The organism is Leeuwenhoekiella sp. ZYFB001 (assembly GCF_011784865.1).
Classification (GTDB): domain Bacteria; phylum Bacteroidota; class Bacteroidia; order Flavobacteriales; family Flavobacteriaceae; genus Leeuwenhoekiella; species Leeuwenhoekiella palythoae.
In genome coordinates, this window is sequence record NZ_CP050460.1 from 2442208 (window position 1) to 2469198 (window position 26991).

The 26991-nt window shown below is 41.0% G+C and carries 22 protein-coding genes; 10 read left to right on the forward strand and 12 right to left on the reverse strand.

Annotated elements, in window-relative coordinates; all coding sequences use genetic code 11:
* Window positions 1-137 precede the first annotated feature (137 nt).
* Both HCN54_RS10420 and HCN54_RS10425 read left to right on the forward strand, forming a co-directional pair.
* Window positions 138-1298: a sensor histidine kinase gene (locus tag HCN54_RS10420; protein ID WP_167597749.1), complete on the forward strand. Its 1161-nt coding sequence runs from the start codon at window positions 138-140 to the stop codon at window positions 1296-1298.
* 736 nt (window positions 1299-2034) lie between these two features.
* Window positions 2035-3372: a Gfo/Idh/MocA family protein gene (locus HCN54_RS10425; protein WP_167597750.1), complete on the forward strand. Its 1338-nt coding sequence runs from the start codon at window positions 2035-2037 to the stop codon at window positions 3370-3372.
* Window positions 3373-3888: 516 nt separating this feature from the next.
* Here HCN54_RS10425 and HCN54_RS10430 read toward each other — a convergent pair.
* Both HCN54_RS10430 and HCN54_RS10435 read right to left on the reverse strand, forming a co-directional pair.
* Window positions 3889-4719 carry an RteC domain-containing protein gene (locus tag HCN54_RS10430; protein WP_167597751.1) on the reverse strand — a complete coding sequence of 277 codons (831 nt, stop codon included), beginning with the start codon at window positions 4717-4719 and terminating at the stop codon, window positions 3889-3891.
* A 92-nt stretch (window positions 4720-4811) separates the two neighbouring features.
* Window positions 4812-7223: an aminotransferase class I/II-fold pyridoxal phosphate-dependent enzyme gene (locus HCN54_RS10435; RefSeq protein ID WP_167597752.1), complete on the reverse strand. Its 2412-nt coding sequence runs from the start codon at window positions 7221-7223 to the stop codon at window positions 4812-4814.
* Window positions 7224-7455: 232 nt separating this feature from the next.
* On the opposite strand from HCN54_RS10435, the gene HCN54_RS10440 reads away from it, so the two are divergent.
* From HCN54_RS10440 to HCN54_RS10455, 4 genes are all read left to right on the forward strand, one after another.
* Complete coding sequence (locus HCN54_RS10440; protein ID WP_072980192.1) at window positions 7456-7833, forward strand: hypothetical protein; 378 nt, start codon at window positions 7456-7458, stop codon at window positions 7831-7833.
* Between the two features lie 30 nt (window positions 7834-7863).
* On the forward strand, window positions 7864-8769 hold the full coding sequence (locus tag HCN54_RS10445; RefSeq protein WP_084673035.1) for a helix-turn-helix domain-containing protein: 906 nt from the start codon (window positions 7864-7866) through the stop codon (window positions 8767-8769).
* 81 nt (window positions 8770-8850) lie between these two features.
* Window positions 8851-10359: a MauE/DoxX family redox-associated membrane protein gene (locus HCN54_RS10450; RefSeq protein ID WP_167597753.1), complete on the forward strand. Its 1509-nt coding sequence runs from the start codon at window positions 8851-8853 to the stop codon at window positions 10357-10359.
* Window positions 10360-10435: 76 nt separating this feature from the next.
* Window positions 10436-10708: a DUF6520 family protein gene (locus HCN54_RS10455; protein ID WP_167597754.1), complete on the forward strand. Its 273-nt coding sequence runs from the start codon at window positions 10436-10438 to the stop codon at window positions 10706-10708.
* A gap of 37 nt (window positions 10709-10745) precedes the next feature.
* On the opposite strand, the gene HCN54_RS10460 is transcribed toward HCN54_RS10455, so the two are convergent.
* Genes HCN54_RS10460 through HCN54_RS10470 form a run of 3 tightly spaced genes read right to left on the reverse strand, consistent with a single transcriptional unit; the run spans window position 10746 to window position 17735 of the window.
* Entirely contained in the window at window positions 10746-13337 is a 2592-nt protein-coding gene (locus HCN54_RS10460) for an alpha/beta hydrolase family protein (RefSeq protein ID WP_167597755.1), read from the reverse strand.
* Entirely contained in the window at window positions 13337-14734 is a 1398-nt protein-coding gene (locus HCN54_RS10465; RefSeq protein ID WP_167597756.1) for a RagB/SusD family nutrient uptake outer membrane protein, read from the reverse strand. The genes HCN54_RS10460 and HCN54_RS10465 overlap by 1 nt, the downstream gene beginning before the upstream one ends.
* Before the next feature lie 10 nt (window positions 14735-14744).
* Window positions 14745-17735, reverse strand: a complete 2991-nt coding sequence (locus HCN54_RS10470) for a SusC/RagA family TonB-linked outer membrane protein (RefSeq protein WP_167597757.1) — start codon at window positions 17733-17735, stop codon at window positions 14745-14747.
* An 823-nt stretch (window positions 17736-18558) separates the two neighbouring features.
* Between HCN54_RS10470 and HCN54_RS10475 the strand changes: the two genes are divergently transcribed.
* Window positions 18559-18831 (forward strand): helix-turn-helix domain-containing protein, encoded by a 273-nt coding sequence (locus HCN54_RS10475; RefSeq protein WP_167597758.1) that lies wholly within the window; start codon window positions 18559-18561, stop codon window positions 18829-18831.
* Here HCN54_RS10475 and HCN54_RS10480 read toward each other — a convergent pair.
* The 7 genes from HCN54_RS10480 to HCN54_RS10510 form a co-directional block, all read right to left on the reverse strand.
* Complete coding sequence (locus tag HCN54_RS10480; RefSeq protein ID WP_167597759.1) at window positions 18824-19060, reverse strand: hypothetical protein; 237 nt, start codon at window positions 19058-19060, stop codon at window positions 18824-18826. The genes HCN54_RS10475 and HCN54_RS10480 overlap by 8 nt on opposite strands.
* Window positions 19061-19070: 10 nt before the next feature.
* Window positions 19071-19526: a hypothetical protein gene (locus tag HCN54_RS10485; protein WP_167597760.1), complete on the reverse strand. Its 456-nt coding sequence runs from the start codon at window positions 19524-19526 to the stop codon at window positions 19071-19073.
* Window positions 19527-19718: 192 nt separating this feature from the next.
* Entirely contained in the window at window positions 19719-19913 is a 195-nt protein-coding gene (locus HCN54_RS10490; RefSeq protein ID WP_072980210.1) for a hypothetical protein, read from the reverse strand.
* A 1319-nt stretch (window positions 19914-21232) separates the two neighbouring features.
* Window positions 21233-21439, reverse strand: a complete 207-nt coding sequence (locus HCN54_RS10495) for a hypothetical protein (protein WP_167597761.1) — start codon at window positions 21437-21439, stop codon at window positions 21233-21235.
* On the reverse strand, window positions 21429-21608 hold the full coding sequence (locus HCN54_RS10500) for a hypothetical protein (RefSeq protein ID WP_240924863.1): 180 nt from the start codon (window positions 21606-21608) through the stop codon (window positions 21429-21431). The genes HCN54_RS10495 and HCN54_RS10500 overlap by 11 nt, the downstream gene beginning before the upstream one ends.
* Window position 21609: 1 nt before the next feature.
* Window positions 21610-22068: a DUF5675 family protein gene (locus HCN54_RS10505; RefSeq protein ID WP_167597763.1), complete on the reverse strand. Its 459-nt coding sequence runs from the start codon at window positions 22066-22068 to the stop codon at window positions 21610-21612.
* A gap of 1 nt (window position 22069) precedes the next feature.
* Window positions 22070-22828: a hypothetical protein gene (locus HCN54_RS10510; protein ID WP_167597764.1), complete on the reverse strand. Its 759-nt coding sequence runs from the start codon at window positions 22826-22828 to the stop codon at window positions 22070-22072.
* Between the two features lie 1002 nt (window positions 22829-23830).
* Here HCN54_RS10510 and HCN54_RS10515 point away from each other — a divergent pair.
* The 3 genes from HCN54_RS10515 to HCN54_RS10525 all read left to right on the forward strand — a co-directional run bounded on the left by HCN54_RS10515 (window position 23831) and on the right by HCN54_RS10525 (window position 26983).
* Window positions 23831-24379 (forward strand): hypothetical protein, encoded by a 549-nt coding sequence (locus HCN54_RS10515; protein ID WP_167597765.1) that lies wholly within the window; start codon window positions 23831-23833, stop codon window positions 24377-24379.
* A 2-nt stretch (window positions 24380-24381) separates the two neighbouring features.
* Window positions 24382-25284, forward strand: coding sequence for an IS3 family transposase (locus HCN54_RS10520; protein WP_167597766.1), 903 nt, complete (start codon window positions 24382-24384; stop codon window positions 25282-25284).
* 817 nt (window positions 25285-26101) lie between these two features.
* Window positions 26102-26983, forward strand: coding sequence for a hypothetical protein (locus tag HCN54_RS10525; protein ID WP_167597767.1), 882 nt, complete (start codon window positions 26102-26104; stop codon window positions 26981-26983).
* Window positions 26984-26991 lie beyond the last annotated feature (8 nt).

A 26991-nucleotide genomic window follows, 5' to 3' on the forward strand; every position in this document is an offset into this window, starting at 1 on the left:
AGCAATCCCCGGAAGCTTTTTAGTTCCGGGGATTTTTTATGGGGCTAAGCTGCTGTGTTAAAGTATTTTTAAACTTGAGATCCTCCTTCTTTACAAAAGAGATTTTGATATTTTTGCCTTCCCTAAATCAGTGAGCATTGCATTCAAAAGAGTATTCGCGTTTAAAGAGTCTGGCCGACTTAGATCTGGATTACCAGCAGCTTGTACAAGATTTTAAACTGCTGAGCGAACTCGCCGCCAAAGTCACAGGCACACAACTTTCCGAGGTGAATTTGATCGATGCCTATACCCAATGGACCGTTGCCGGAACCCAGAATCAAGCCACACAAAAGCCCAGAGAAACTTCCATTTGTAATGTAACCATTGAACAGGAGCAGTATTTTGAATCGCTGGTAGCCGAAGATCTTCGTTTTAAAGACTCTACGTATGTGGTAGATGAAGGCTATGTGTTTTATTACGGGATTCCGCTTAAGCTAGATCAAAACGTGACCGTAGGCAGTTTATGTGTCGCAGGAAAAGATAAAACTTCACTAACTCAAGAGCAAAAAGAACAACTGCATCTGATTGCCAAAGAACTGGAACGTTTGCTACAACAACAGAAGCAACAGCAGCTTTTAGAACAAGCCTTAGCCGATTCTAAACGTATGCAGCGCCGGCTGGCACACGACATTCGCAGTCCGTTAAGCGGACTCTCTCAATTGCTTTCAACCACCAGCTTAAGCAGCTTGCAGCGCAGCGATCTGGAAAGCTTACTGCGCGATGCCGCTGGAACCGCCAGCAGCTTGCTACAACTAACCGAAGCTATTTTAGAGGATACCCCGCTTCTGGACCAGCAGCTCCACAATTATGACACTCAAGCCTTAGCCAAAAAACTAACCGATTTATACAGTCCACAAGCGCAAGTTAAAACCATCGCATTTAATGTGCGTGCGACCCCTTCGGTCCTGCGCTTTCCCCGTAAAAATCTGCTTCCTATCATTGGGAACCTTATTGCTAACGCGCTAAAGTTCACGCCGACCAACGGAAAAGTTCAAGTTGCAATGCACTTGGCATCTTCCCAAAAAGCTAAAATCCTTCACGTGAGGGTAGAAGACAACGGCATCGGAATGACTCCTGAAACCCAAGAAGCGGTGCGTAGCGGTAGAACAATTCCACAAAAAGGAACCCAAGGAGAAACCGGTTATGGACTAGGACTAAGCTTCGTTCGTGAACGCTGCGAGGCCTTGAGCGGTACCTTCCATCTCACTTCTCAAAAAGATCAAGGAACTACGGTTACCTTAGAACTTCCGGTTATGTAGTGTTTATAAGATACTGAAGTACGAAAGTAGAAATACGGAATACAGATTAAAAGTTGGCAGTTAGCAGTTGGCAATTGGCAGGTTTCTGTTTGCTGTTTACCGTATAGGATTTGGGGTTGGTGTTTGAATTTGATAAGCTTGCGATTTTTTTGAAATACGAAATACGAACCGAATCGTCATTTCGACCATTGGGGGATATTGCACCTGTCTGGGAATTCTGCACATTCGCTCATCCCATCCCTTCAAGCAAAAGACAGCCCTTTGTTTAGTGTTCACTGTTTGAAGTTAGAAAAGTCAAATCCCACAACGAATTAGAAATTAGAAATCAGGAATTAGAAATACGGATCAACAGTTAGCAGTAGCAATTGGCAATTGGCAGGTTTCTGTTTGCTGATTACCGTTTATGGTTTGAAAAACCTGAGACTTTTTTCAACATGCGAAAACGGAAATACAAAATACAAAAGTAGAAATACGAAATACGCACATCTTACATTGATGTTTCCGCGCTGCCTGTTCCAGTTAAGATTGGGAATCGTATCGCGTGTTTTGAGCACAGGTTATCATTTATAAACATCGAGAGCAACCCTATATGCTTTTGGATTGTGATTTTTGTGTATAGCATCTTGTCTTTCCTGTAGCCATAAATAGCCGTTAGTAGAGATCATATGCACACCCTAATAATTATCTATATAGTAAAAATGACTATATTTAAGGGCTAACCTTTATTCTATTATATATGAGAACACTACCCAGACGTAAGTTCCTACAAAAAACTGCCTTAGCCTCCGCAGGTTTAAGTTTGACCAATAGCCTTTTAGCACAACCTATTCATTTGTTTTCAGCTAATGACCGTATTAATTTAGGACTTATAGGTTGCAACGGGATGGGGTGGTCTAATTTGCAGGCACATTTAAAATTGCCTAATGTTACGTGTATTGCCTTAGCAGATGTTGATGAGCGGGTTCTAAATAAACGCGCTTTAGAACTTCAAAAAAATACTGGTACTGCACCGAAGCGTTACACTGACTATAGGAAACTCTTAGAGGATAAAGCTATTGATGCGGTTATCATAGGTACACCAGACCATTGGCATTGTTTAAATGCTGTGCATGCCTTACAGGCTGATAAGCATGTGTATGTAGAAAAACCATTAGCAAACAGTATCGAAGAATGTAATGTGATGCTTGACGCAGCCAAACGCTACAACACTAAAATGGTTCAGGTGGGACAGTGGCAACGAAGTGGGCAACATTATGATGAGGCTGTTAACTATGTTAGATCAGGAAAACTAGGTCCTATACGTTTAGTAAAGTGTTGGTCGTATCAGGGTTGGATGAATCCCATTCCAGTAAAGCCAAATACAACGCCTCCAAAAGAAGTGGACTACACCATGTGGTTAGGTCCCGCACCTTCACGCCCCTTTAATGAGAATAGATTTCACTTTAATTTTAGGTGGTTTTGGGATTATGCAGGAGGGCTGATGACCGATTGGGGAGTTCACGAATTAGATATAGCCTTGTATGCGATGAATGCGGGCGCTCCTAAATCTATTTTGGCATCTGGTGGTAAATTTGCCTATCCCGATGATGCTTCTGAAACTCCAGATACCCTACAAACCGTCTATGAATTTGAAAATTTCAATCTGTTATGGGAGCATGCTACTGGTATTGATGGGGGTAATTATGGTTCAACAGAAGGTATTGCATTTATTGGAAATAATGGAACTTTAGTCGTCAACCGAGGAGGATGGAAAGTGGTTCCCGAGCGGGAAAGGCAAAACGATCAATGGATTGATAAAACCCCGGAGGTTTCTTGGAAAGACCGTGAAGGTAATGCGTTAGACAATCACGCTAAAAATTTTGTTGACACTATACGTAATAACACGCCTACCGAGCTCAAGTGTAATATCGAAGCAGGAGCCAGAGCAGCAATCACAGCGCATATGGGTAATATCGCCTTTAAAACAGGTAATAAAATTTATTGGGATGAGCAATCGCAAACGTTCAATAATCCTGAAGCAGATGCCCTTATTCGAGCGAACTACCATAACGGATGGGAACTTCCTAAAATATAGCCTGAGCTATCCTTGACTGAAACTAAATATGCTGTTTGGCGCCATTCGGTTTATGAATTAACCAATTGGCGTCAAACTTCTTAAAGATGTTCAGCTTCTTTGTAAATCTGATCATTTATGAAATGATCAGACCATCTTTTTTAGATGATTACACAACCTTTTGAGCGCGTATCCGTTTCTATCCTCCAGATACGCATGAACCTCGAGCTACAGTTTCATTCTAAAAAAAACCAACCCCGAGGTTTCGCGAGAAGACTTTTAAGTAAATTTATAATGAAAGAAGCCATACCTACCTATATAGTTTCACGTGAGATGTGCGATTTAACCTAAAGAATAACGTAAAGACCAAAGGCTTGAAACGGTTTGAATAGCACAATGGCAAGACGACATACACAAGGTTTCCGATTACTGTTTACCTTTTGAGGCTTTGAAAAAAGAGTACCTTTTTGAAAATACGAAATGTAAAATATTCCAAAGCTTTTATGTTTCAAATCTGTTGCAGGCTATACTACTAAATTAAATGTCATCCTGCCGCATCTTATATTCTAATTTTAAGATTAGCTCCTCCAAAAACTTAGTTCTACTCCCCTTTCGGGCTTTGATTTCTCCATACGTTTTATAAACTCCATCCAATTTAATATTGAAAAAACCTTCAAAAGAGGCTACTAAAGTACTAAGGTCAGACAACCCATGATTGAGATACTGTGACGCGTGTAAAGCATAAATGAGTTCGACTAAAGCTGTTTTAGACCCAGACCAAAGCATCACATGATGCTTCTGAGGTAACGGAACAGTTTCACTGGGAGAATTTAGAGTCTTAAGAGCATCACGAATATAATGTATAAGGCGATACATGGCTTGCACTTTAGCCCAAAGCATATCATACGCACTACTAAAATCAGGATAATCGTAGTGGTACAGCATAGGGGTCATTGGAAAATTCTGCTGTGTATTGCGCGTAAAGAACTGATGATCTAAATAGGTGTGTTCTTCCTCCATATACCTTACAAAGTGCATATTGTGGTTAAAGAATTTGTTGATTTTGCGCAATTCCTTCTTATAAAACCTAATCTGGAAAGAAGCGCCAGCTTTCGGTTTTCTCATTTCACAGGTGCGCATCTCAGTAAAGTATATAAGATAACTCATCGGGCAGGGTTTAAGATGCTTAAAAAAGTGTATTTCATGAGGTACATCTTCAAAATCTTCCTGCTCTACGAGCTCCTTGAGACAGATCAGCGTTTTAGATGCAACTTCAATCCCCACCTCTGCCTTTTTCAGGGTTTCAGGTATTACAAATACTTGAGTTTTTAATTCATGGTGAAAGTTTTGTAGGGTTGTAGCAAACATGGTAACATCAGTTAGACAGGTGAGTACATAAGGAGAAATTGATAGGTTCAAAAGCATTAGGATAGTGAGATAATCTATTGGTCACTCAAAAATTAATCGGAGTGCCCCGTACGCATCATCTCTAATTCCTCCAGAAAAAAATGGTCATCAGTTTGCACAAAGGCTTGTTTAGGCAGAACTGCAGCCCCTAGTTTGCGCTTCTCAAAATTGGCACTCATCCCAAAATCTATCTGTCTCATGTTTAGTTTTCGGGCTCTTAAAATGGTTTGATATAAAAGCTGTCTATACGTTTTAAATACTTCTAAATACTTATAATCCATACCAATTAGACTGGGTACATAAACGCCTGAATAATTTTTATAGCAAAACATAACCCCTAATAGGCGTTCATCTTCAACAGCCTTAAGAAGAATGCATTCCCAATTGGGATGACTGCGCAAGACTTCAAAAGCCTCAAGAGGATAAGTAAAGGTATTAAGTCCATAATTTTTACGCTGAACCTGTAGATAGAGCTCGTAATAGACTTTAATGTTTGCGCTACTCACCCGTTGAACCACATTAGATTTAACCAAACTTAAATAGGGCTCGATATCTTTCTTGAAATGCTTTTGAGATCGTTTAGAAAGGTATTGGGTATAATCAGCTTCGATCTTATGATGTAAGTCTAGCAATACACACGAATCGGGCATATCTATGGGAATATAGCCTTGATCCAAAATCGCCTTTGACCAGTTGTAGTTCAGATCAAAATCGCGAAGCACGGTCATGGTAACCTTCCTTGTCTGTGCCAGATTTTCAATGTATTCCAACAATTGCTTTAAAGCCAAGGTGACCTGTGGGTGTTCTTCATTCAGATAAAGATGGTTTCCTTCAGTAAATAAGCAGCCCAAAGATAATACCCGCGAGGTTTGTAAATAGGGATTACGTTTTCGCTGGTGCTCCAGCAGTTTAGAGACCGAAGCCGGAGCCAGCATATCATTTTTCCAAAGACTTTCGGTTAAAAAAGTCATCAATACTGGGCAGTTAGCATCATCCACAATCTGTATATACCAAAACCGCCAGTTGTGCTCGGGTTCTTGATTCTGAGTAAAGCTTTGCTCCAAATAGGCAAGCCCATCATAAGTTAGCATATTGAATTTCCCTAGGGTTGAATTCCAGTGGGTTGCATCAGTCTCAGCAATACTTTTAAATTCCTTAAATTGTAAATCCTGGTTAGTGGTGGCAAAGGGCTTACCATCTACAAAATCCATACGGAAGGCTTTTCCCACTCGAGAACGGGAATTATCTGTAGCCATAAGGGCGATATCATAATTGCTTATCAATTGCTCCACCAGTTGATCAATATCATCAAAAGCATTATGGTTGGAGAGGGTAATACGAAGTCCGGTGTTTTTAGCAGGGACTGCGGGAAATAAACCAAGGTTTACATAGATCCCTGCTTCCATCAGGCGTTTTACAAGAAAGTAACCTGTAGCAGGCAAGCCGGTTCCTATATAGAATACCGGCGAACTATTTCGCGCGATAAGTGGTAAATGGGCCATAACCAATTGTTGATTGAAGTAGGCGATGCGATTATTCAGCGCTTCCTGCAGACGATAAATCTCATCAGACAAATGAATGTTTGCCGAGGCTATGGCTGCACCTAACGCACTAGGTTCTAACTGGGCTGAAAAAGTTAAGGGACCTCCAAAGTTTTTGATTTGGTTATAGAGTTTTTTATTAGAACAGATTAAAACGGAACCCGATGCTCCAAAGGATTTACTTAAGGTTCCAAATACCAACACATGTTCCGGTAGGGTTCCCACCTGACTCAATACATAGCCCATCCCATTAGCACCTCGCCAGCTCATTCCATGTACATCATCAAAGTAGAGATAGAGCTGCGGATATTTTTTAGTGAGTGCTAACAATTCTTTAACCGGTGCATAATCTCCAAACATCGAGTATACCCCATCGGCCATATACCATATTTTAGAAACTTTAGAAGAAAGTTTTTGGATCAGGGTTTCCAGCATTTCCAGATTATTGTGGCGTACAAGCTGTACGGGTATTCCTCGTACTTTAAGGAGCTGCGCTGCATTTTGTACACTCCAATGTACTTGATGGTCCAAAATAACAGCATCTTCATCCCGCACCACCGTCGGGATGACTGCCAGATGACCCAAGGTGCTGTTCTTGGTAATAATTACAGGATTTTTAAAGAGTAGCTGCAGCTTCTCTTCCAGTTCTTCATAAAGCGGATGCGAAATATAGGTTTTAGATAAAGGAAATTGGGTACCGTAGCGCAAGAGGGCCTGCATGGCCCCTAATTTGATCCGGTTATTTTGTTCTAAACCTAAATACCCGGTATTTCCAAAGTGATAACAAGCTTTTCCTTGTACCGTAAGCCATCTACCGGTATGTTGTCTGTCTTCAGCACGCAAATGTACGATACCTTCCGCTTTAGCTTCCGTGATCACCTTATCAACGGTATCCAGAAAATTGTTGTGTTTGATTTGAGCCATTTTAAAGAAGTTTGGTTGTATCAGACCGAATCTAACCAATTATTAACACCTTGAATATCAGCATTAAAAATTCAACAAGTATTATTCCTTTAAACTTTACTATTTATCCCTGAGACTTTACTTTAACTCCAAAAACCTTCATAAAACTCCTCAACACTATAGATTAAATCCTTTATAATTAAGCAACTAGACAGGCTTTTTAATACATTTAACCTTACAAAACTTGTTCACTATGCGTCCTGATTACGAAAACGCGTATGCTGAATATCGGATTAAAGCGGGAATCCTGTTTTTATATTATAAACCTGAAGCTTGTCTAAGTCTTAAGGCAGCAGAAGAGGTCGTTCAAGATCGTCTTGCCGTCCAAATGGGCCAACCTTATCCGGTATATTGCGATGTACGCCCTATTATAGATTCTGAAAAAGAAGCACGGGATTTCTTATCTCAAAATGGCAATGCTTTGGTGCGTGCTCTGGCTTTTCGCATTGATTATCCAGTAACTGAAATTATGATGCAATTTTATTTACAAAACGGATCAGCGGCTATCCCCACCCAATTGGTATTTGATATTAGAACTGCCTGGAACTTCCTAAGCAGCTTTCGAGAGTAATGATCGCTTCAACTAATTCCTTTCTTGCGTATGAACTACTTAAACACTCGAGCAAAACAAATCAAGACGATGATTTTAGAAATGGCTAAAGGTAATTTTAACTACCAAATTCCTCGTACAGGCGAAAACAATGAAACTGAAGCCATTGCAGCATCGCTTAATATGCTGGCTCAGGAATTGAGAGTCTCGTACAATCCTTTTATATTCAATGCGCCGGCTGATAGTATTTTTAAGGTGAGACACTACCTCTTTTTGATCAACCCAGAGCATAGTATACTTTCTACAAATTTTGACCTCGATGCAGAACCCACTTTCGTTGATCAAAACTTTTTACATCTGTTAACGCCAGCTTCAAAAAAAATCTTTAAAAAGCGTTTAAAACAGTTGCTAAAAAAACAATACCCTAGTGTACCTTGTAGATTAGAATTGCGAGCTTCAAACACGCTGAACGTACCTTTAGAATGTACACTTTTTAAGTTGCGTTACGATGCAGTTGCCGGTAACTTTCTGGTAGTGGCCTCCCGCATTCAAAGTCTTAATCCTTTACTGAAAGAGGATGCTTCAAAAAAAGAATACCCGATACGGAAGCTCGAGGCGCTCAAAAACACACGAGACATACAAAATATTCAGGATGTGAAAGCCTATCTCCAAGACCACCCGGAAGATCGTATCGCCTCCTTAAAGATCTTGGGAGTACGCTTTGGTCTTAATGAATATAAACTTAAAAAAGGCTTCAAAGAACTTTATCAGACCAGCGTATTTAAATACCAATTGCAACAGCGCTTACATAAGGCCAAGCATCTCATTAGGTCCACCACAGACCCCCTATCGAGTATCGCTTTACAAACAGGCTTTAAGTCCTACGTACATTTTGGGCAGGCATTTAAAAAAGAATTCGGTGTAGCACCCAGTCAGTACCGTAAAATGCACCAATAATCCCGTACACCTGAGTTTCAATCCCTCATAACATACTGTTTCCCAAACACCTCTCATACCTTTAACCTGTAAACACAAAGCATGTCAAAAGCAGGTTATATAAAACAAGTTGCAAGCATGGGAGTAGTACCCCTCTTCATGTTACTATGGGTCTATGCCGCTACGGCTAAGCTGTTGGACTTCGAAGCTTTTAGCATTCAACTGGGGCAATCTCCTTTATTAAGTGCCTATGCGGGTATTCTAGTTTGGTTGGTTCCTTTGAGTGAATATGTGTTGAGTACATTATTGTTAATTCCAAAAACGAAAAATATTGGTTTATATGGGAGTCTGTGTTTGATGACGGCTTTTACCACCTATATTATCATCATTCTCAATTACGCCGATTTTGTTCCCTGCTCATGCGGAGGCATTCTCGAAGCTTTAAGTTGGACGGAGCATTTACTCTTTAATGGCTTCTGCATTATTCTGATTTTGCTAGTCCTTTTTATAAATCGATTGTCCTATAGCAATCAGTCACAGCACAGATCTTTAGCTAAAGGACTATTGCGTTTAGGGTCTGGGATGCTTTTTAGTAGTGTTATGGTAATTGTACTTTTCTTGACCTCAGAAAAGCAAATACATCGAAACAATGCTTTTATACGAAGATATATTCCGCACGTATTTGATCAAAAGCAAGTGTTTGATTTAAAAGTGAATTCCTATTACATAGCTGGGATTACCGCAGATAGTATCTATCTGGGAAATTCAACCGCTCCCTTTACCTTAGTAAGCTTTGATAAAAAGCTTTCAGATTCCAGTTCTTCACAGATAAAGCTTGAAAATGCCTCCGATATCAAATTCATGGCTTCTAAAATCCTGGTGAATAATTCTATTCTTAGACTATTAGACGGCAAGGTACCTGTGATCTTCAGTGGGGATTTACAAAGTCGAAAAATAGTTCCCAAACAAACACCATTTTATTTTACCAAACTACAGCCTATATCAGAAAATACATACGCTTTTACAACTAGGAGCGCAGCAACCAATGAAAATGAGCTGGGGTTGTATTCTTATGCAGATACTTCTGGTTTTAAACTAGTTCCACAAATACTAGAACGACAGGTAGACGGCATATTTGACGTAGAAGGTTTTTTAACCTTTAATGAGGAGTTGCAGCGCATAATTTATGTGTACCGCTTTCGGAATGAATATTTGATAATGGATACCAATCTCAATGAGGTTCATAGAGAAAAACTTATCGATACGATCAGTATTGCACAATTACAAATAGACACGATTGCTGGAAAAGGCCAACGTAAACTTGGATCAAATACTATTCACGTTTCTAATACTATAGCCACCTCGGGCAAGCAGCTATATGTTCATTCTAAACGTCTGGGTATGTACGAGCCAGAGCTGGATGACGGACGTTCTATTGTTGATGTCTATGATCTCAATAAGGGCCTGTATACGCATAGCCTATACCTGCAGCATCCAGGGATGAAACCATTGATGGATCTTGCGCTAAAGAATAATCAAGTCTATGCAATTTGTGGAACTTATTTGATACACTATCAAAAAACAATACAAAATAGAGTAACACCCAATTAAAATATATCGGCCGATATCAGGAGTACGACCGAAAACCTGAACTAGAGTAGGTCAATAATCGTTAAATTTTACAACTATGAAAAATTTAAAAAAGCAAGTGTTCTTACCGGTAGCAGCCATTGCACTGGCCCTGGGAGGAGCATTTATGACAAGTGCAGCAAAAGTAAATGCTGCGAGCAATGCCCAGGTACCCGGGTACTATTATGACAATGTTCAGCTGGAGTGTAGAGACGCCGGGGTTGAATGTAGTACTATTGATACAGGAATTCCCTGTACCGATGGTACGCGTAACCTATTTGAGTTAGATGGAACAATGTGTGAAACGCCATTGTATCAAATACCTCAATAGGCTTAAGAGAGAACTCGCACCATGTGCGGGTTCTATTTTAATAGGCATTTGCTTTCATCCACAATGATTTGGAACCTCCCTTTAGGTAATGCTCAAACCATGCTAAAATACGATCATTTACGTCCTGTATCGCCTTAAGATTTGAAAAGGCATGACCCTGATCCGGGTAAAGTAGTAAGGTTGATTCTTTACCGGCGCGCTTCAATCCCAGATAAAAGGCTATAGATTGGTTACGATTCACATGATAATCTTCTTTACCGGCATAAAGGAGTAGTGGCGTGTTCACTTGATCTACTTTCCAAATGGGACTGTTATCCATATACGCCTGCTGGTTTTCATAATAGGGACCTTGCATACGTCCCTGGTAATTTTCCAGATGATAAAATTTAGTATTACCCACCCTATCAACAGTGGTGTATTTTCGAGTCAGATCACTAAGTCCACCACCGGAGACTGCAGCAGCATACCGCGTCCCGGACCCCACTATATAATTAACCTCAAAGCCGCCAAAGGAATAGCCATTGAGGCCTATTCGGTTTGAATCGATAGCTGTGTTGTTAAGAACTTCTTTCAAAATCAAATCAAGGCTTTGTTTTGAGGATTCTCCAGGTTGGTTAGACTTATACGTTAAGTCGGGACAAAGCACAAAATACCCCTCGCTTCGCAGCCGCGTATAATTTACCCCCTTACGGTCTCCAAGAATAGGAACGGAATAGTGATGTATGGCACCGGCATTTTGCTCATACAAATCAATGATCATAGGATAGGACTTTGACGCATCGTAAGCAAAAGGGTATAAAAGTGTAGCCTGTAACCCGTCCATTTGTTTTTCATTATCTAGCTGCAGCAACTCGGCTTTTCCGGTAGTGAAGCGCGTATAGTGTCTATTGGACTGATAGCCCCGTTTGAGTGTTGTGTTAGCCCTATTCCAGAACATGACCCGTGGCGGCAGATCTTGATTTTCCTCCAGATAGTATAACCCATTTTCTGTTATTTTCGGACTGTAATGCCGTGAAGCCTTAAAAGCGATATTTTTTAGTTTTCCGTTGGCATAACATGCAAAACCACTCCTGTATGCCTCATCACTACTTTTTAAATACAGGGGCTTTTCTAAATCTAAAACGTCAGGGGTAAATAATGAAGTACCTTCCCAATCCTGTAAGATTTTAGGTTCGGTTATCAATCGGTAAGTTCGACCTTGTTCCCGCCCCTGAGTCAGGCGCTTGGCTTGAAGTTTAATTAAATCCACCTGCCAGATATCAAACTGATCGTAAACCAATAGTTGCGTACCGGTTTTATCAAAACCTGCCAAGCCATTGGGGAAAGGAAAGACACTTTGTGAGGGATCTGCAGTAGACAGGGGTGTTGGGATGTAGACGGAAAGGTCTATCTCCACCTTCCTTTGGATATCATAAATCAGCCACCTTCCGTTTTTGTAATAATACATAAAACGTCCGTGGGGTTCTATTCCGGTATAGGATGTGATCCCTTCAATTTTAGAGGCGCCGTAGATGGAATCACCGGTCATTATGTTTCGCAATTGAATATCGGCATCATTTATAAGTTTAATTCTGGGATGGTACGGCTTGGAATGGGTAAGTAAGATCAGGCTGTCATTGGCTGTAAGGTAACTGGTCTGCCAAAGCGAATCGGTTAGCTGTAGATACCCATTGGTTTTCAGATTCCAAACCCCATAATCAGCCGTATTGATATGGGCTTCCACATATCGAGGGTTCATAACTTCATACACATCCTTACTGCGATAAATCTCTACACCAGACCCCCAGGCTAATGTCCGTCTTGGTATGCTTTGTATTCGAAAAAACAGGCGATCACCGGTTTTGGAGAACGTAAAAGGCTTATACGTAAAGGGTTCCAACACCTGTTTGTCCGCCGGAAATTCAGCGCGGTTGGTGGCATTAAAGGCCATCAAGGTTTTATCGCCTAGGTTATAGCAAAAGAGTTCCGGTTCCTTAGTCCCCTGTGGAGTATAATACCATGCAATTTTACTAGAATCGGGATTCCAGATCAATCTGTTGTGCGTTCCGGGTTCTAACTTAAGCGGTATCGGTTTTCGTGTTCCTGTTTCAAGATCATAAACTTCAAGTCTGGGAGCACTTGTATCCTGTAGCGCGTAAACCACCTGAGTTTTCTGGGCATTTAAAGCGTAATCCTCTAGGTCCGTTAGATCCTGTTGTCTCCCGTTATTTAGATTCAGAAGCTTTAGGTCAATTGTTCCGCTCCTGCTTTCGAGTAGCAGCACGTGCAGTTCAGGAATATACCTGTAGCCGGTATACCCCTCAAAGTGGTTTTGGGTATCCTCTAGTAAATTCACGATGCCAATTCCGGTTTGGCTCTTGTAGAAACACCAATCTTCATCAAGCGTTACGCTCTGGAAATTAGTAAATACATATCGTTTGTCACCAGACAGTGAACGGATCTCGGTGGTGTCCTGTAGGTTTTCATAATCTTTGTAAAGTTCCATCCAAGTTCCCTTCGGGGAAGTGCTCCGTAGTTTTAGTGAATACCAAAGTTTATAATCATCAAGATCAGGTCGTTTCTTAGATTGGGCATAGGGAATTCCTATGCCCACAACAAATAGTACAAGGGTGGTCAATAATCTAAACATCAGTATCCGGGATTTTGGGGGAGCAAGTTTGGATTAGCACCCAATTCGGTTTCAGGAATGGGAAGCAGGTAGCTTTGGACACCCCAACCGGGTTTGCTTGCTTGAAGTACGGTCTCCGCTTTATCCCATCGCTTTAAGTCAAACCATCGATGCCCAAACTCGGTGAAAAGTTCTGCTCCGCGTTCTGATAAAATCAGGTCTTCAAGTTCTTCTGAAGTCGCAGCATTTAAAGAAGACAAGCCTGCCCGTAGACGTATGGCATTGAGATCAGCAAGAGCTTGGGGAATCCGGTTCAGCCTCCAGGCTGCCTCTGCCCGTATCAGATAAAGTTCTCCAAGTCTTAAGACTTTACTGTACTCCAGTGAGGTGGCAGTACTAAGTTCTTCCCGGTATTTAATGGGAAAGTAGGCCGTGATACCATTCTGGGTGATGCTATCGATCCAGCTTTCTATTCGTAAATCTCCCGGTTCAAAACTAGTTACAAAGTCAGGATTAAAAGCGGCATAATTACTGCCAAGCACGCTTAATATAAAATTGCGTCCTTCGAGCGTATTCGCTCCTGCATTCTGAGGCATAAATTGCCAGAGGGTATTTTTGCTCTCTTTTAAAAAAAGTTGATCTAAGGGAATATCCAAAGTATACAACTCAGACGCTAATACTTCCCCGGCTTTGTCATAGGCTTTTTGCCATTCGCCTTGATAGAGGTAAACCCGGGCCAATAGCGCTTTTACCGCAAAGGCATTGGGCCGAGTACGTTCCGAAGAACTGTAACTTTCCGGGATTAAGACTTCTGCCTGAACAAGATCACGCACTACTTGAGTATAGACTTCATCTACGGGCTTTTTTAAAACCTCTTGATTTACCCGATAATCGGTGGTGGTGACAAAGGGAATAGGTCCAAAGAGATTGGTTAGATAAAAATGCATCAACCCACGGATAAAATACGCTTCACCTAAAGGACGCTCAGCGGCGGTTGCATCAAGAGCGTCAGAAGCAGGGATGCCTTTGATAAGTGCATTTGCCGCGTAAATACTGTTATAAGAAGTATTCCAGAAATTGGCTATGGTACGTGTATCGGGGCTTACAGAATGAGTAAAAAAGAAATAGGGATCACTGCTTTGGGATCCAAATTGTTCATAGGTATCGGCATAGAGCGCCAGATTAGAACTGATGCCACTTCTTCCACCGCTTAGTATACCCTGATCACGCTGAAGCGCATAGATTTCTGTGAGTGCAGCCTCAGCGGTACGCAGGTCTGTAAATACCGCTTCACCGGTAAGCTGCCCGGGAGGCAGATCTACTTCAATAAACGATTCACAACCTATCAATATCAGGTTGAGTAGCACCAAAAAGGCGAGAAAAGGTTTTAGGTGGGTATATAGGAGAATAGGTTTCATAATAGTAGTTTTAAAATTGTACTTGAAGGCCAAGGCTGAATTGGCGTAGGGGCGGCAGGTTGGTACTAAATCCGGACTCGGGATCAGCGCCCTCAAAAGCTGTAAAAGTCAAAAGGTTTTGACCCTGAAGAAATACACGAGTATTCGTAATAACCTTTGATACTGTTGGTATACGATAAGATAGATAAGCATTTTTTAACCGTACAAAGGAAGCATCCACAAAATTACCGGAGCTGTTTACAAAACGGTTATATGCGGTAAGGGCGGCTGAATTTCTCCCGGTTGTATAGCGCTGATAGGTAGCCTCATCTCCTGGTTGTTGCCAACGGTCGAGCACAGCTACCGGTTGATTTATCATTGCTCCCGGGATGTTGGTGATGAGCCCGTTTTTATCCTGTCCTACAAATTGAAACAGGAAGCTCAGGTTCCAATTTTTATAAGATATTTCGTTACCCAGCCCCCCAAAATATTTCGGATCGTAGGAGCGTATGTATTTTCGGTCTTCGGTGAAACTGATGCTTCCGTCTCCATTAAAATCACGGAATTCATAAATACCGGTTTCCGGATTTACCCCTTGAAGTTCATACAATTGTACCAGATTTAAAGATTCGCCAATAACCAGCAGATTAGCATTGGTGGAGTTTTCCAACCCCGGGTACGAAAGCAACTCATTTTTAAGTAGGCTGAAGTTAAACGTGGTCACCCATCTTAGGTCTTTGCTTTCCAAATTCACACTACGCAATTCCAGCTCAAAGCCTCTATTTTCAACTTCGGCGTTAAGGTTGGCACGTAAACTGGTAAAGCCGGTTGTACCCGGCTGAGGTATACCTACTAACTGATTGGAGGAGCGGTTTCGAAAGAGGGCTGCAGTTATATAGATCCTGTTATTCAAAAAGCCGGTTTCCAGAGCCAACTCTAGTTTTTTATTGGTTTCCCAACTAAAATTCGGATTGAAAAGCTGCGCCGGAGCAAGACCGTTAAGATCACCATAACTGCGACCACTTAGTGTATATGCATCAAGATATTCATAGTTGCCTATTTGATCGTTTCCGGTGATTCCATAACTCGCCCTTAGTTTCCCGAAGCTCAATACGTTTTGATTTTTAAAAAATGCTTCTTCAGTAAAAATCCACGCTAGACCTGCTGCTCCGAAATTGGCAAAGCGATTGCCGGTTCCAAAGCGGCTGCTTCCATCGCGACGCCCGGTAAGGTTAAGCAGGTATCTCTTATCCCAGTTTAGATTAACACGACCAAAAAAGGCCTGATAGCGATATTGTGAAGATCCGTTATCCAAAATAGTTGTTGTGGTGGCTGACGCCAGATTATCCAATACCTGATTACTTGGGAATCCCTGAGCAGATACATAGAATTGTTCTTCCTGTTGCTGTTGTACGGTAGCCCCTGCGAGCAGCGCTATATCCAGCTTTTTCCATCGATTCTCGTAGGTAAGTTGAGGCTCCACGATCCAGGAATCCCTTGAGGCGGTGTTGCTGTACACCACCGAGTAGCGGCTGTCTCGATTGGCTGCCGGGTTATATCGCGTAGAAGGGAAGAGGCGTTTATCTTCCATCTCGATTTGATTATAACCCAGATTCGCCTTAAAGCTCAGCGCTTTTGTAAGCGCATAGGAAAAAGTCGCATTTGCAATTAAGTTATTCGATTGATACCGGTAGCTTTCATTTAAAATGGCGGCATAGGGATTCCCCCAAGTATTGCCTGCCCAGTTGAGACTTCCGTCTTCAGTATATACTTTAGGGGAGTTTGGCGGAATGCGGGTTTGACTGGTAAGATCAGACAAGGGTAATACATTATCCTCACTTACGTAATTCAAGGAAAGATTGACAGCAAATCGATCATCAGCAGACTGGTGATTCATCGCGCTCAACGCCGAAGCTTTTGTATAGTCACTGTTTCCTTCAAAAACCGTGTTTTCGGTTCTGAGATTGGCACCTATTAAAAATCGCGTTTGTGCACTACCCGTATTTAATCTTAGGTTTACTTCTTGAAACTGCGCTTGATTGCCCAATAGCTTTTCTTGCCAATCGGTATCCGGGTTATCTTCCCAGGTGCCGTTAACATCAAAAGCATTGGAAGGATAAGTGGTGATCTCATCATTGGCATAAGCCTCTCTGCGCATCTCCAGATACTGTGAGGTATCCATCAGGTCAACAAACTGAGCCACTTCAGCAATTCCCGTCTGCATATTCAGCGATAAGCTGGTTTTACCCCCCTTTCCTTTTTTTGTGGTAATTAAAACTACTCCATTAGCCCCGCGCGAACCATAAATAGCCGTCGCATCGGCATCTTTTAGTATTTCAATACTTGCAATATCAGAAGGACTCAAGGCATTAAGCGGAGAGATCGTTCCGGGAATTACCCGGGCATTGTTAGAAGCGACTCCCAGAGAATTTCCTGAAAACGGAACCCCATCTACGATATACAGCGGGTCATTGCCCGCCCCGATACTGTTAGTCCCCCGTATCTGAATATCAAAACCGCCTCCCGGTACTCCGGTGGTTTGGGTGATATTTACCCCGGCCATCCGGCCTTGTAATGCTGTTAGCGGATTGGTCACCGGCTGCCGCTCGATCTCCTCACCGGTCACCCGGGCAATACTGCCCGTTTGCTCCCTGCGCGTAGTGTTGTAATACCCGGCATTGATGGTCACCTCACCCAGATCGGTGATGTCCTGTTGCAGGACAATAGTAAAATTGGTTTGATTCCCTACCGGTAGGCGTAGCGTTTTAAATCCAAGATAACTGATGCTTAACGTATCGGTAGGTGTTGCGCTGAGGCTAAAAGCTCCTTGCAGATCGGTTTGCGTACCCGTGTTGCGGTGCAACAGGCGTATGCTTACACCCGGGATGGGATTTTTTTGAGCATCGGTAACGGTACCGGATACTGTTTGTTGGGGCATAGCCCAAAGTAGATTTCCTGTTGCCCAAAACAGGGTAACAAGTATCCACGCGGCCCCCGTAAGGCGCGTAGTGTAAATTTTCATATCTTCGTCGTGTTAATAAATGAAACAATAGTTTTATTTAAGCTCACGCCTTCCCCACTGATTCCACTCGCAGGGGAAGGCTTTTTTGCTTAGACAGCTTTACAAAAAGCGTCAACCTGCCCCGACACTTCGGGGGTTTCAGGTTCTCATCTGGCTTACACGAAGCCAAATGCAACGCACTCTTAAAAGCCAGTTTCTCTTTTTCACAGACCGCAAGGTCTGCAGCTCATTTTTTTGTAGCTAACTCACCGGTGTGCTTAACCTACACGGTATAAGCCCGTACGGCTGGCAGTACCAACGCGTACAACCCACCCAACTACAGGTTACCACCTAGGGAAATAACCCATAACCCACGGGTGCTTTAGCGGATTAGGACGTGTACCCGTAAACACGTTGCGATGTACATAGGCATACTGCTTTAACTGTTAGATTAAAACAACTCATACGAGTTGCCGGCCATTTTGACCTATACAATTTAGGGGTGATGCGGACTGCGAAGCTTTATAAAAAGAAGTAGACGACTTTGAAAATGGAAGTTGAACATTGCAAAAGCCTTAATACAAAAAAGGGCGTGAAAACTTACTTATGCCTTTTAGGTACTGGTATACCTTGCAACAACAAGTAAGCTCACGCCGCGGTCGTGAGCATTTACACTTATCATCTCGTTGCATAAAATTACCAGTTTTAAAAGGCGAGATTCAAAGCGAATGCTTCATGTATTTTAAATCAAGAAGTTTCGCAAATATATTACTATGATCAAATATAACAAAAAATGACAAATACGTCATTGTCATTAGATTAAATTTTCTATCCCTTTGAAAATATGTCAAAGGCACAATACATAAACGAGAAATTAGTAGAAGCTGTTTATGATCTATTGAAAGATATCCGCAAAGAGGATGGACGTACTCAAGGTGATGTTGCAGGAGATATTTTTAATGATATTAAGCACAATTTTCATATTGGTAGATTAGAAACTAAAGGAGGTAATATGAAAATAAGTACACTATTCGAGTTATGTAAAACATACAAAATTCCAGTATCGGAGTTCTTCGCCAGAATTGAGAAAAGAAATCCTGACCTTAAGATTAAATAATCTTAGAATAACTATTAAGTTTATCACCAGTAACAAAGCTAGTCTTACCCACTATTTTATTCCTAGCTACATCGTATTCAATTTCAACAAAGAATAAGTCAACGGCGTAGAGCGCATAGCGTGTGTTGTCTTCAATTAGAGTATCTATAAAAGTACCTTCACTAAAAACCAAATCATACTGCTCGTGGTCTGTTAAGAGTTTAAAATCATAAAGACTTAGCGTACTCATAAAAAGTAAATTACTGCTCTAAGAGTTGTTTAATATGTTCCGGGCTTAGGTATTTCGAGTTGGCTTCTAACCTATTGTTCACATCGTATTGCGCTAAGCGTACCCAAACGGAATCTGTTTCAGATAGGCCATATTCAAACTTGATCGTTCCTTTAGGGGTAGTGAAGGATACAGGTTGTGGAGATTCTTCATTAAACTTCTTACTAACTAAATTGTAAATCTTTTTAGCCGTGTTGCCCTTCTCTTCAAACGAGAAACTAGCATAACCTTTTAATTCGGGTTCTAGTTGATTTAAATATGCTATAGTATAAACAGCTCCTTGTTTAAAGGATTTGGCTAAAACCTCATCATTCTTGATGATTTTTGCAATACCATATTTAAGTGAATCTGATTCAGTTAGATTTTGACTAAAGGTAATACTACTAACAGAAAAGAGTAATATACAGGATATCGTAAGTTGCTTCATCACCATTAAACAATTAAAGCTTTAATAATCAGAAAATTAATAAATATTTGGATATATTGTAACCATTCTTAATAAACTATCTCTCTATCTACTGTAAAATTACTTTAAGACATAATTTAAATGGGTATAAGACATAGTCTGTTTTAGTTCGTATAGAATTGCTCAACATACTCCATTCTCAAAGCTTCGTGATTAATCTAAATACCCTAATACCTCTTCGACCTGCAATCCACAATATGCAGCAAACTCATATACTGTAACAAATTGATGCGGCTCCTTTTTATGATATACTTTAATGTCAGCCAACAGCTGCCGCCCATAGCGCTCACTTTTTCCGGTGATACACTGTACATCTTTAGGAAATATACACAGGCGTTTGCTTTTCATAATCGATTCAATAGATACGCTAGTACAAACCTCAACAGAAAAAACGACAATATTTCGGTATGCCTTTCGGAGTTCCGATAAAATTTAACAGTAGAACAAAAAATCTGGGACTTAAATAAGACTCATTTTTAATTTGCAACCTCGATTCTTGACATCCGCAAAAACATCCCTCCAAACCTCCCTTCTAAGGGAGGCTTTCCTATACAACTCTCTTCTCTTAGGGGAGGTGGTCTGGGGTTGAGGGCAGAACTCATGTCAGGTTCGCGCGCGATTGCATCGCGTACCTTTTATTCTAGAGTAAACCCAAAATAATAGTATCGAGAATCCAGGTTAACAATAAACTCCTAACTTCATAGACTTCTCGATACACTTGAATCCCTGCTACCGCAGATTTTCAATCACTCGAAGTGACAGGCGTTTACAGAATCTTAGGGATTTGACCCCTTCAAAACCTCCTCCTTCAAAAGAAGGCGTTCCTTTGAGAAAGACAGACTCCCTTTCTTCGAAGGAAGGGCTGGGGAAGGATGTCAACCCGAACGCTCAATACATAACGCTAAAATTGCCGACTGAGACTGTCAACTAATTCCGAATTCATCAGAACCCGTAACTTTGAACATTGACTCTTGAACCTATAAACAAAACCCCTCCTCCCAGAACGAATCCCGAAAGAAGGGTTTAAACATCAAGAAATTCTACGAATACGATTCCTAGTTAGGGTCTGGCCTTAAATAAGACTCATTTTTAATTTGCATCCTTGATTTCTTAACATCCGTAAAACATCCCTCCAAACCTCCCTTTTAAGGGAGGCTTTCCTATACAGCTCCCTTCTCTTGGGGGAGGTGGTCTGGGGTTGAGAGCAGAACTCATGTCAGGTTCGTGCGCGATTGCATCACCTACCTTTTATTCTAGAGTAAACCCAAAATAATAGTATAGAGAAGCCTGGTTAACAATAGACTCCTAACTTCATAGACTTCTCGATATAATTGAATTCCTGCTCCGCAGGTTTTCAATCACTCGAAGTGACAGGCGTTTACGAAATCCTAGGGATTTGACCCCTTCAAAACCTCCTACTTCAACAGAAGGCGTTCCTTTGAGAAAGACAGACTCCCTTCCTTTGAAGGAAGGGCTGGGGATGGATGTCAACCCAAACGCTCAAAACATAACGCTAAAATTGCCGACTGAGACTGTCAACTAATTCCGAATTCATCAGAACCCGGAACTTTGAACATTGACTCTTGAACCTATAAACAAAAACCCTTCTCCCGGAACGAATCCCGAAAGAAGGGTTTAAACATCAAGAAATCCTACAAATACGATTCCTAGTTACGGTTACTTCGATTTAAAAACCAAGTTTTCAAAGCCTTAAACAGCCATTTTAAAAACAAAGAAACCACAAAGCTCACACAAGCCCCAACTCCTGCAAAGACCACTGCCTCCAGCAGCGTATCCCGTTGAATACTGGGTACGGCTGCGGCCACCGTGCCTCCCAACGTGCCTAGTTTTAAAGAAGGAGTACTAGTGTTCATCTACGGGTTGATCAGGCTCTGGTAACTTATCGGCCACCACTGCCTGGCTCACCGCAGTAGCCACGCTACCGGCAACCACAGCATACCCGGCAAGACTCAATACAAAGGCCGGGAGGGTCACAGGTGCAGCAAGTAAAGCCGCACCGCCACTGGCCAGTCCGATGCCCACGCTACGAAGTATGCGGAAAAACCGCGGCGTGGGTTTTTGATAACGATCTAAGATATTCATGTGTATTATAGGTTATCGTTAAATATACAGCCTCCTGGTGTTCCTGCGCCTCACGCTGCAGTACCAGTAATCGGGCTAGCGCCCTGCGCGAATGCAATCCGCGACCTATGCCACTAAGTTCAGAAACCGGTGCGATACAGCCCTGCAATGCTCCCTGTGCGTGATTTGCCGGATGTATTAAGATCCAACTGCGCTTGGGAACATCAACAAGGAGCAGGTGATTCCCAAATTTGCGGGATACCCGAAATTGCACTTCATAACGCCCCTCGGGAATACAAGAAACACTGCTGCGATTCTCACGCCAAGGAAGCTCGATAGTAAAGCACAAAAATTTGCCGTTTACAAAAAGTGCTCCATTGGTACCCGAACGATAGTAACTCCGTCGTAAAACCCACTCCATCTTACGCCGGTTGCGCGACCTGTACCACAGCCATCGCATTAAAGGCCCCATTTTGTAGAGGATACATCGTTCCGTTCACCTCTTGGTAAAACTCAATACTAAGAGCGTGTACCACCTGGAGTGTGCTGCCGGCTGTGAGGGTTACCTCTAGTGTAGTAGCAGCCACCTCGGTATTCTGATACGGCAAAATTCCGGTAGTCACACTTTTAAAGAGCGAAGTCTGCTCTTCAAAATCCAGTTCACTTGCCCCACAACTCAGTTTATAATGCGTAGCTCCCGTGGGTGCGGCGATCTGCACTTGTGGATTGTGGGCTTCCAACTCCAAACCCACCACGCCGGTAGCACGATCATACCCCACACTATAGGGAGCAGACAGAGTGGTGCTCAACGGACTGTTTGCATTAAAATCAAAGCCATTGAGGAGTCCTAACTCACCCTGGGTCAAATTACGAGCGCCACGGGCAGAAAGGGTATCCGTTTTAATGATCGCCAGCAATACGGTGGTCAAGCGACTTACCACCTTAGCATCTTTAGCCTGCTGCAGGAGCAGCTGCATCGAGCTACGCAATAATTTACCGCCTTTGCCGGCACGTCCAAATTCCGCCCCGTTTTCTCGGGTACGTTGAAAAGCAGGATCGGTAGCGATACGCTTTTTATCGATCCCTCCTTTAAAACGAGCCATATGCCCGTCTCCACTTTTGTAAAAGGCAATATCTCCGATAGTGCCTTTTAACTTGATAATTCCAGCTTGTTTAGCCATAGTAAAAAGGTTTTAGATTAAGCCACAAAGAACGTGGGCGTACAACCTGAATACTAACGGCAGTGTCCATTCCTGCCGATTTTGCCAATACTGCCGATGCTGCCGGTAAAAAAAGCCTTACGAGATAAGATACTCTGGAGTGATCGGTTTTCCTATGCAGCAATTCTGTTTATTTCATTATTATAAAAATGAAATTACGGAATCAGAAATACAAAATGCATTCGCGCAATGAACTCTCCTTTGCAGTAATTCCGATCCATACCTTAGGTTTTATTTAAGTGTATTGGGAGAGAAGCTAATTCTAGGTAAGGAAATAAATACCATGTGTGATCTCTCCTAACGTCGAGATGACTGATTAGCTCTGATATGGAGTAGAGTTTATACTCAAGGGCTTTAGTTCCTTTTTGGTCAGTATAGCAACAGTTGTCTGTTAAAAATCCTGAAGCCTTGGAAAAAATTTAGGGAAGCGCTTGCGGTTTTTGCGATAGCAAAAAATACCTATCCAAAAAGTGTCCTTTCTTTTGTTAAGCCTGCCCTGAGCGCGAGTCGAAGGGTTTCTTTGTACAAGGCAAATCGACGCTAGGAGATTCACGAGCTCCTATAAAATAATCATCACGCGAATATAGAACTACAGAAATAACTTCAAAGACTTCTCGATATAATTGAATCCCTGCTACCGCAGGTTTTCAATCACTCGAAGTGACATTACCTATTCCCGAAGGGGAGTACAAAACATGATCCCTCGGTTCAGAATAGACGCAGAGCGTTCCGAAAGACAGGAGCAATAGCGACGCGGAACGAACAAGACGGTTTTTGTCTGGTAAGGCAAAAAATTCCTAAGCGAGGGGCTCTTTTCTTTTGTTGAGCCTGCCCTGAGCGCGAGTCGAAGGGTTTCTTTGGAGAAGCAAACCGAGGTTACGAGGTTCACGAGCTCCCGGTAAAATAAAAATAAAGAAAAGTTCTTGTCTTGTCCTGAAATAGCTATACACAATTCAAAAGTGTATGGAAAATGATAAACAAGAAGTTTATGCAGTTCGGGAGAACAAGCAAAGTCGCTATGACAAGCGTTTAATAGCCAAAGTTGTCAAAGAAGTTGAAAATGGACTGCCTCGAAAAGAAGCTAATCGTATTTACGGATTAGGTAGAGCAACTTTAGATGGTTGGATGCGCGATTTCGGCTCTTTAGAATATCAGCAAAATCTTAAGCGTAAAAGCTATACAAATCTGCAGAAGCGCACTATTGTTACTGCAATCGATCAAGGCCGTTTAACGGTCAGAGAGGCTAAAATCATGTACAATATCAAGACGGAGAAAATCATCCGGAATTGGATATTTAAACATAAATTGGAGAAAGTAGAAGTTCACAGAGAAAACATTCCTCCAATGGTCAACAAAAATGAACCACCCGAAAAAGATTTTGAAAAGGAAGCCTTGCAGAAAGCTTTAAAAGAAGCTGAGCTAAAAATAACAGCATTAAACACCCTTATTGATGTAGCTGAAGAACAGCTCAAGATTGATATCCGAAAAAAGTCTGGTGCCAAACAGTTTTAAAAATGAAGCAAGACTTCCCACAATTAGGGATAGCTGTTTTATGCCGGCTGTTTGGCAAAACAAGACACGCATACTATGATTCATTATGGCGCAAGGAAGATTGCCTGGTTAAAGAAGATGTCATTCTTCAGGAAGTTGCTTCAATCAGAAAAGAACTGCCACGGCTAGGTACCCGAAAACTGCATTATATGCTTCAGAATAAACTATCCTCTCACCAAATTCAACTGGGTAGGGATTATCTGTTTGATCTATTGGCAGAGCATAAGTTGTTGGTTCGCCAACGCAAGCGAAGGATAACAACCACCGATTCTAGACATTGGATGAAGAAGTACACTAATTTAATTAAAGAGTTAGTGATAATAAGGCCTGAGCAGGTCTGGGTAAGCGATATTACTTACGTGAGACTAGTAAATCAGTGGGGATATTTAAGTTTAATAACAGATGCCTACTCCAGAAGGATAATGGGGTTTAGCTTCCGTCAGGATCTTTCTGCAGAAGGATGTTTAGATGCTTTAAAGATGGCTCTAAATAACCGATTATATGATCAACCTCTAATCCATCATTCTGACAGAGGATCTCAATATTGTTCGCATAAGTATGTTGATTTGTTGCTACAAAATAACATTGCCATTAGCATGACTGAAAATGGAGATCCTTACGAAAATGCATTGGCTGAAAGAATAAATGGTATTATCAAATCAGAGTTCAATCTATATTCAAGTGTATTAGGTTTTGAGAATACTAAAGCGCTAATAGCAAAAAGTATCAAGAATTATAATGAGTTAAGACCTCACGCGAGTTGTGATTACCTAACTCCAGAACAGGCACATCTTACATCGGGTAGCTTAAACAAAAGATGGAAAAACTATAAAAGAAATTTTAATCCTCAAGTTCTGTCTGTATAGTTTATTTAGGATTAAAAAGTAGCTTTGTATAGTTATATTAGGATTTATTAATTAATCTGTATAGCTATTTCAGGACGGGTCATCTACAACGGCATCCCCCACTCAAAGCCCTAGCAAAGCCCAGGCAAAGGCCATGATACAGTATGAAAACTGCTGATAAATAAACCGTACAGTTCGAACGTTATCTAACATAGCAAACGCAATGGTAATCTAACATTTAAGAAATCTATAGTACAAGATTAGAGCTGTAGAAAAATATTTAAAAAATCATAATCCCTTTCACAACGCTCACATATAAATGGTTTAAACCATTTAATAAATATTTGATTAATACCGGTATACTTTAAAAATTGAATTAAAGGAATTCACCTTCTATTCATTTAGGAAGAGGTATTGGGAGAGAACAAAGTACGTCATTGGCGTGGGGCATGTTATTAATATACCAAAACCATCCCCGACCCACTGAGCAGGTTTTCCATCCCTATAAAAGTAGGATAGATTTGTCGAAAATTCAACTGATGGGAATTTTCTTTAAATAACAAGATGAATTATAAAATAAACAAACTATTAATGGGCATTGTTTTAGTAGTTTTATCCATGCGGATGATTAAAATAAAAAACACAATTAACATTGTCTGCTTATCTAATTTCAAGAATAACAAGAAACAAATTCCTTAAGACTAAACAAATAACTTAAACATATATTAGTCAAAAATATAAGGTTACCATATGGAAAAGATGTGATTCTAAATAGTCTATATTTGATCCTATAAAAAATATCCAACTTAGGATGCGTTTATTTTAAAAATAGGTTGTAATGACAGTAGATAAAAATTTATACGCCATCATAATTGTAGACTCTATTATTCCTAATCCAATTGAATTAAATAATTTTCATCCTCCTTTACAGTTTAAGGACGTTCTGGGAGCAGGAGAAACTATTCTACAGCGTACGTTCAATATGGTTGCTAAAACTGTTGATGTTAGAAACATATTGTTAATTGGCAAGAAAAAACATATTCGTTATATCAACAATCAATTGCCTAATATCAAGAACGACCAAATATTAGAATGCCCTGTGAAAGCTAATTATCAAGCATTGCTTTTAGTCGCATCTTTGAAGGTAGTAAAATTAAATTCAAATGCTAAAATTTTAGTTCTTGATTCACAACATTGGATAGAGAATAAAAAAGGATTTTACAATAATGTATACGCCGCCAAAGAAATATGTGATCAAATAAATTACAAAAGTAGACTCTTAATTACAGCAGGGGTAACTCCAAAATTCCCTAATTCAAATTATAATTATTTTTGCCTCACAAATAAAACGAGACCACTCCAAAATGTAAGCGAAGTAGTCATTCGGCCTAATTATCAAAACGCAAAAAAAATAGTACATAAAGGTACTGCTCTCTGGGGCACAAATATTATCATAACTAAGGCCAAAGCTCTTATAGAACACTTTCAAGTTTTTGAAGCTGAAATGTACAATAACCTAATCTCCGGATATGATTTATTTAATACTATTGAAGAGATAAAATTTATTGAAGAAAATTGTTCTGAAGAATATCAATGTATTGGTTTAGATAATCTATTTCTAAAATCTGATTATTTAAAGATTTTCAAAGCTTCATTTGTATGGGAAAAGTTAGAAACTTTACCATATCATTACGGCACTAAACAATTCTATACCTCATAAAAGACAGT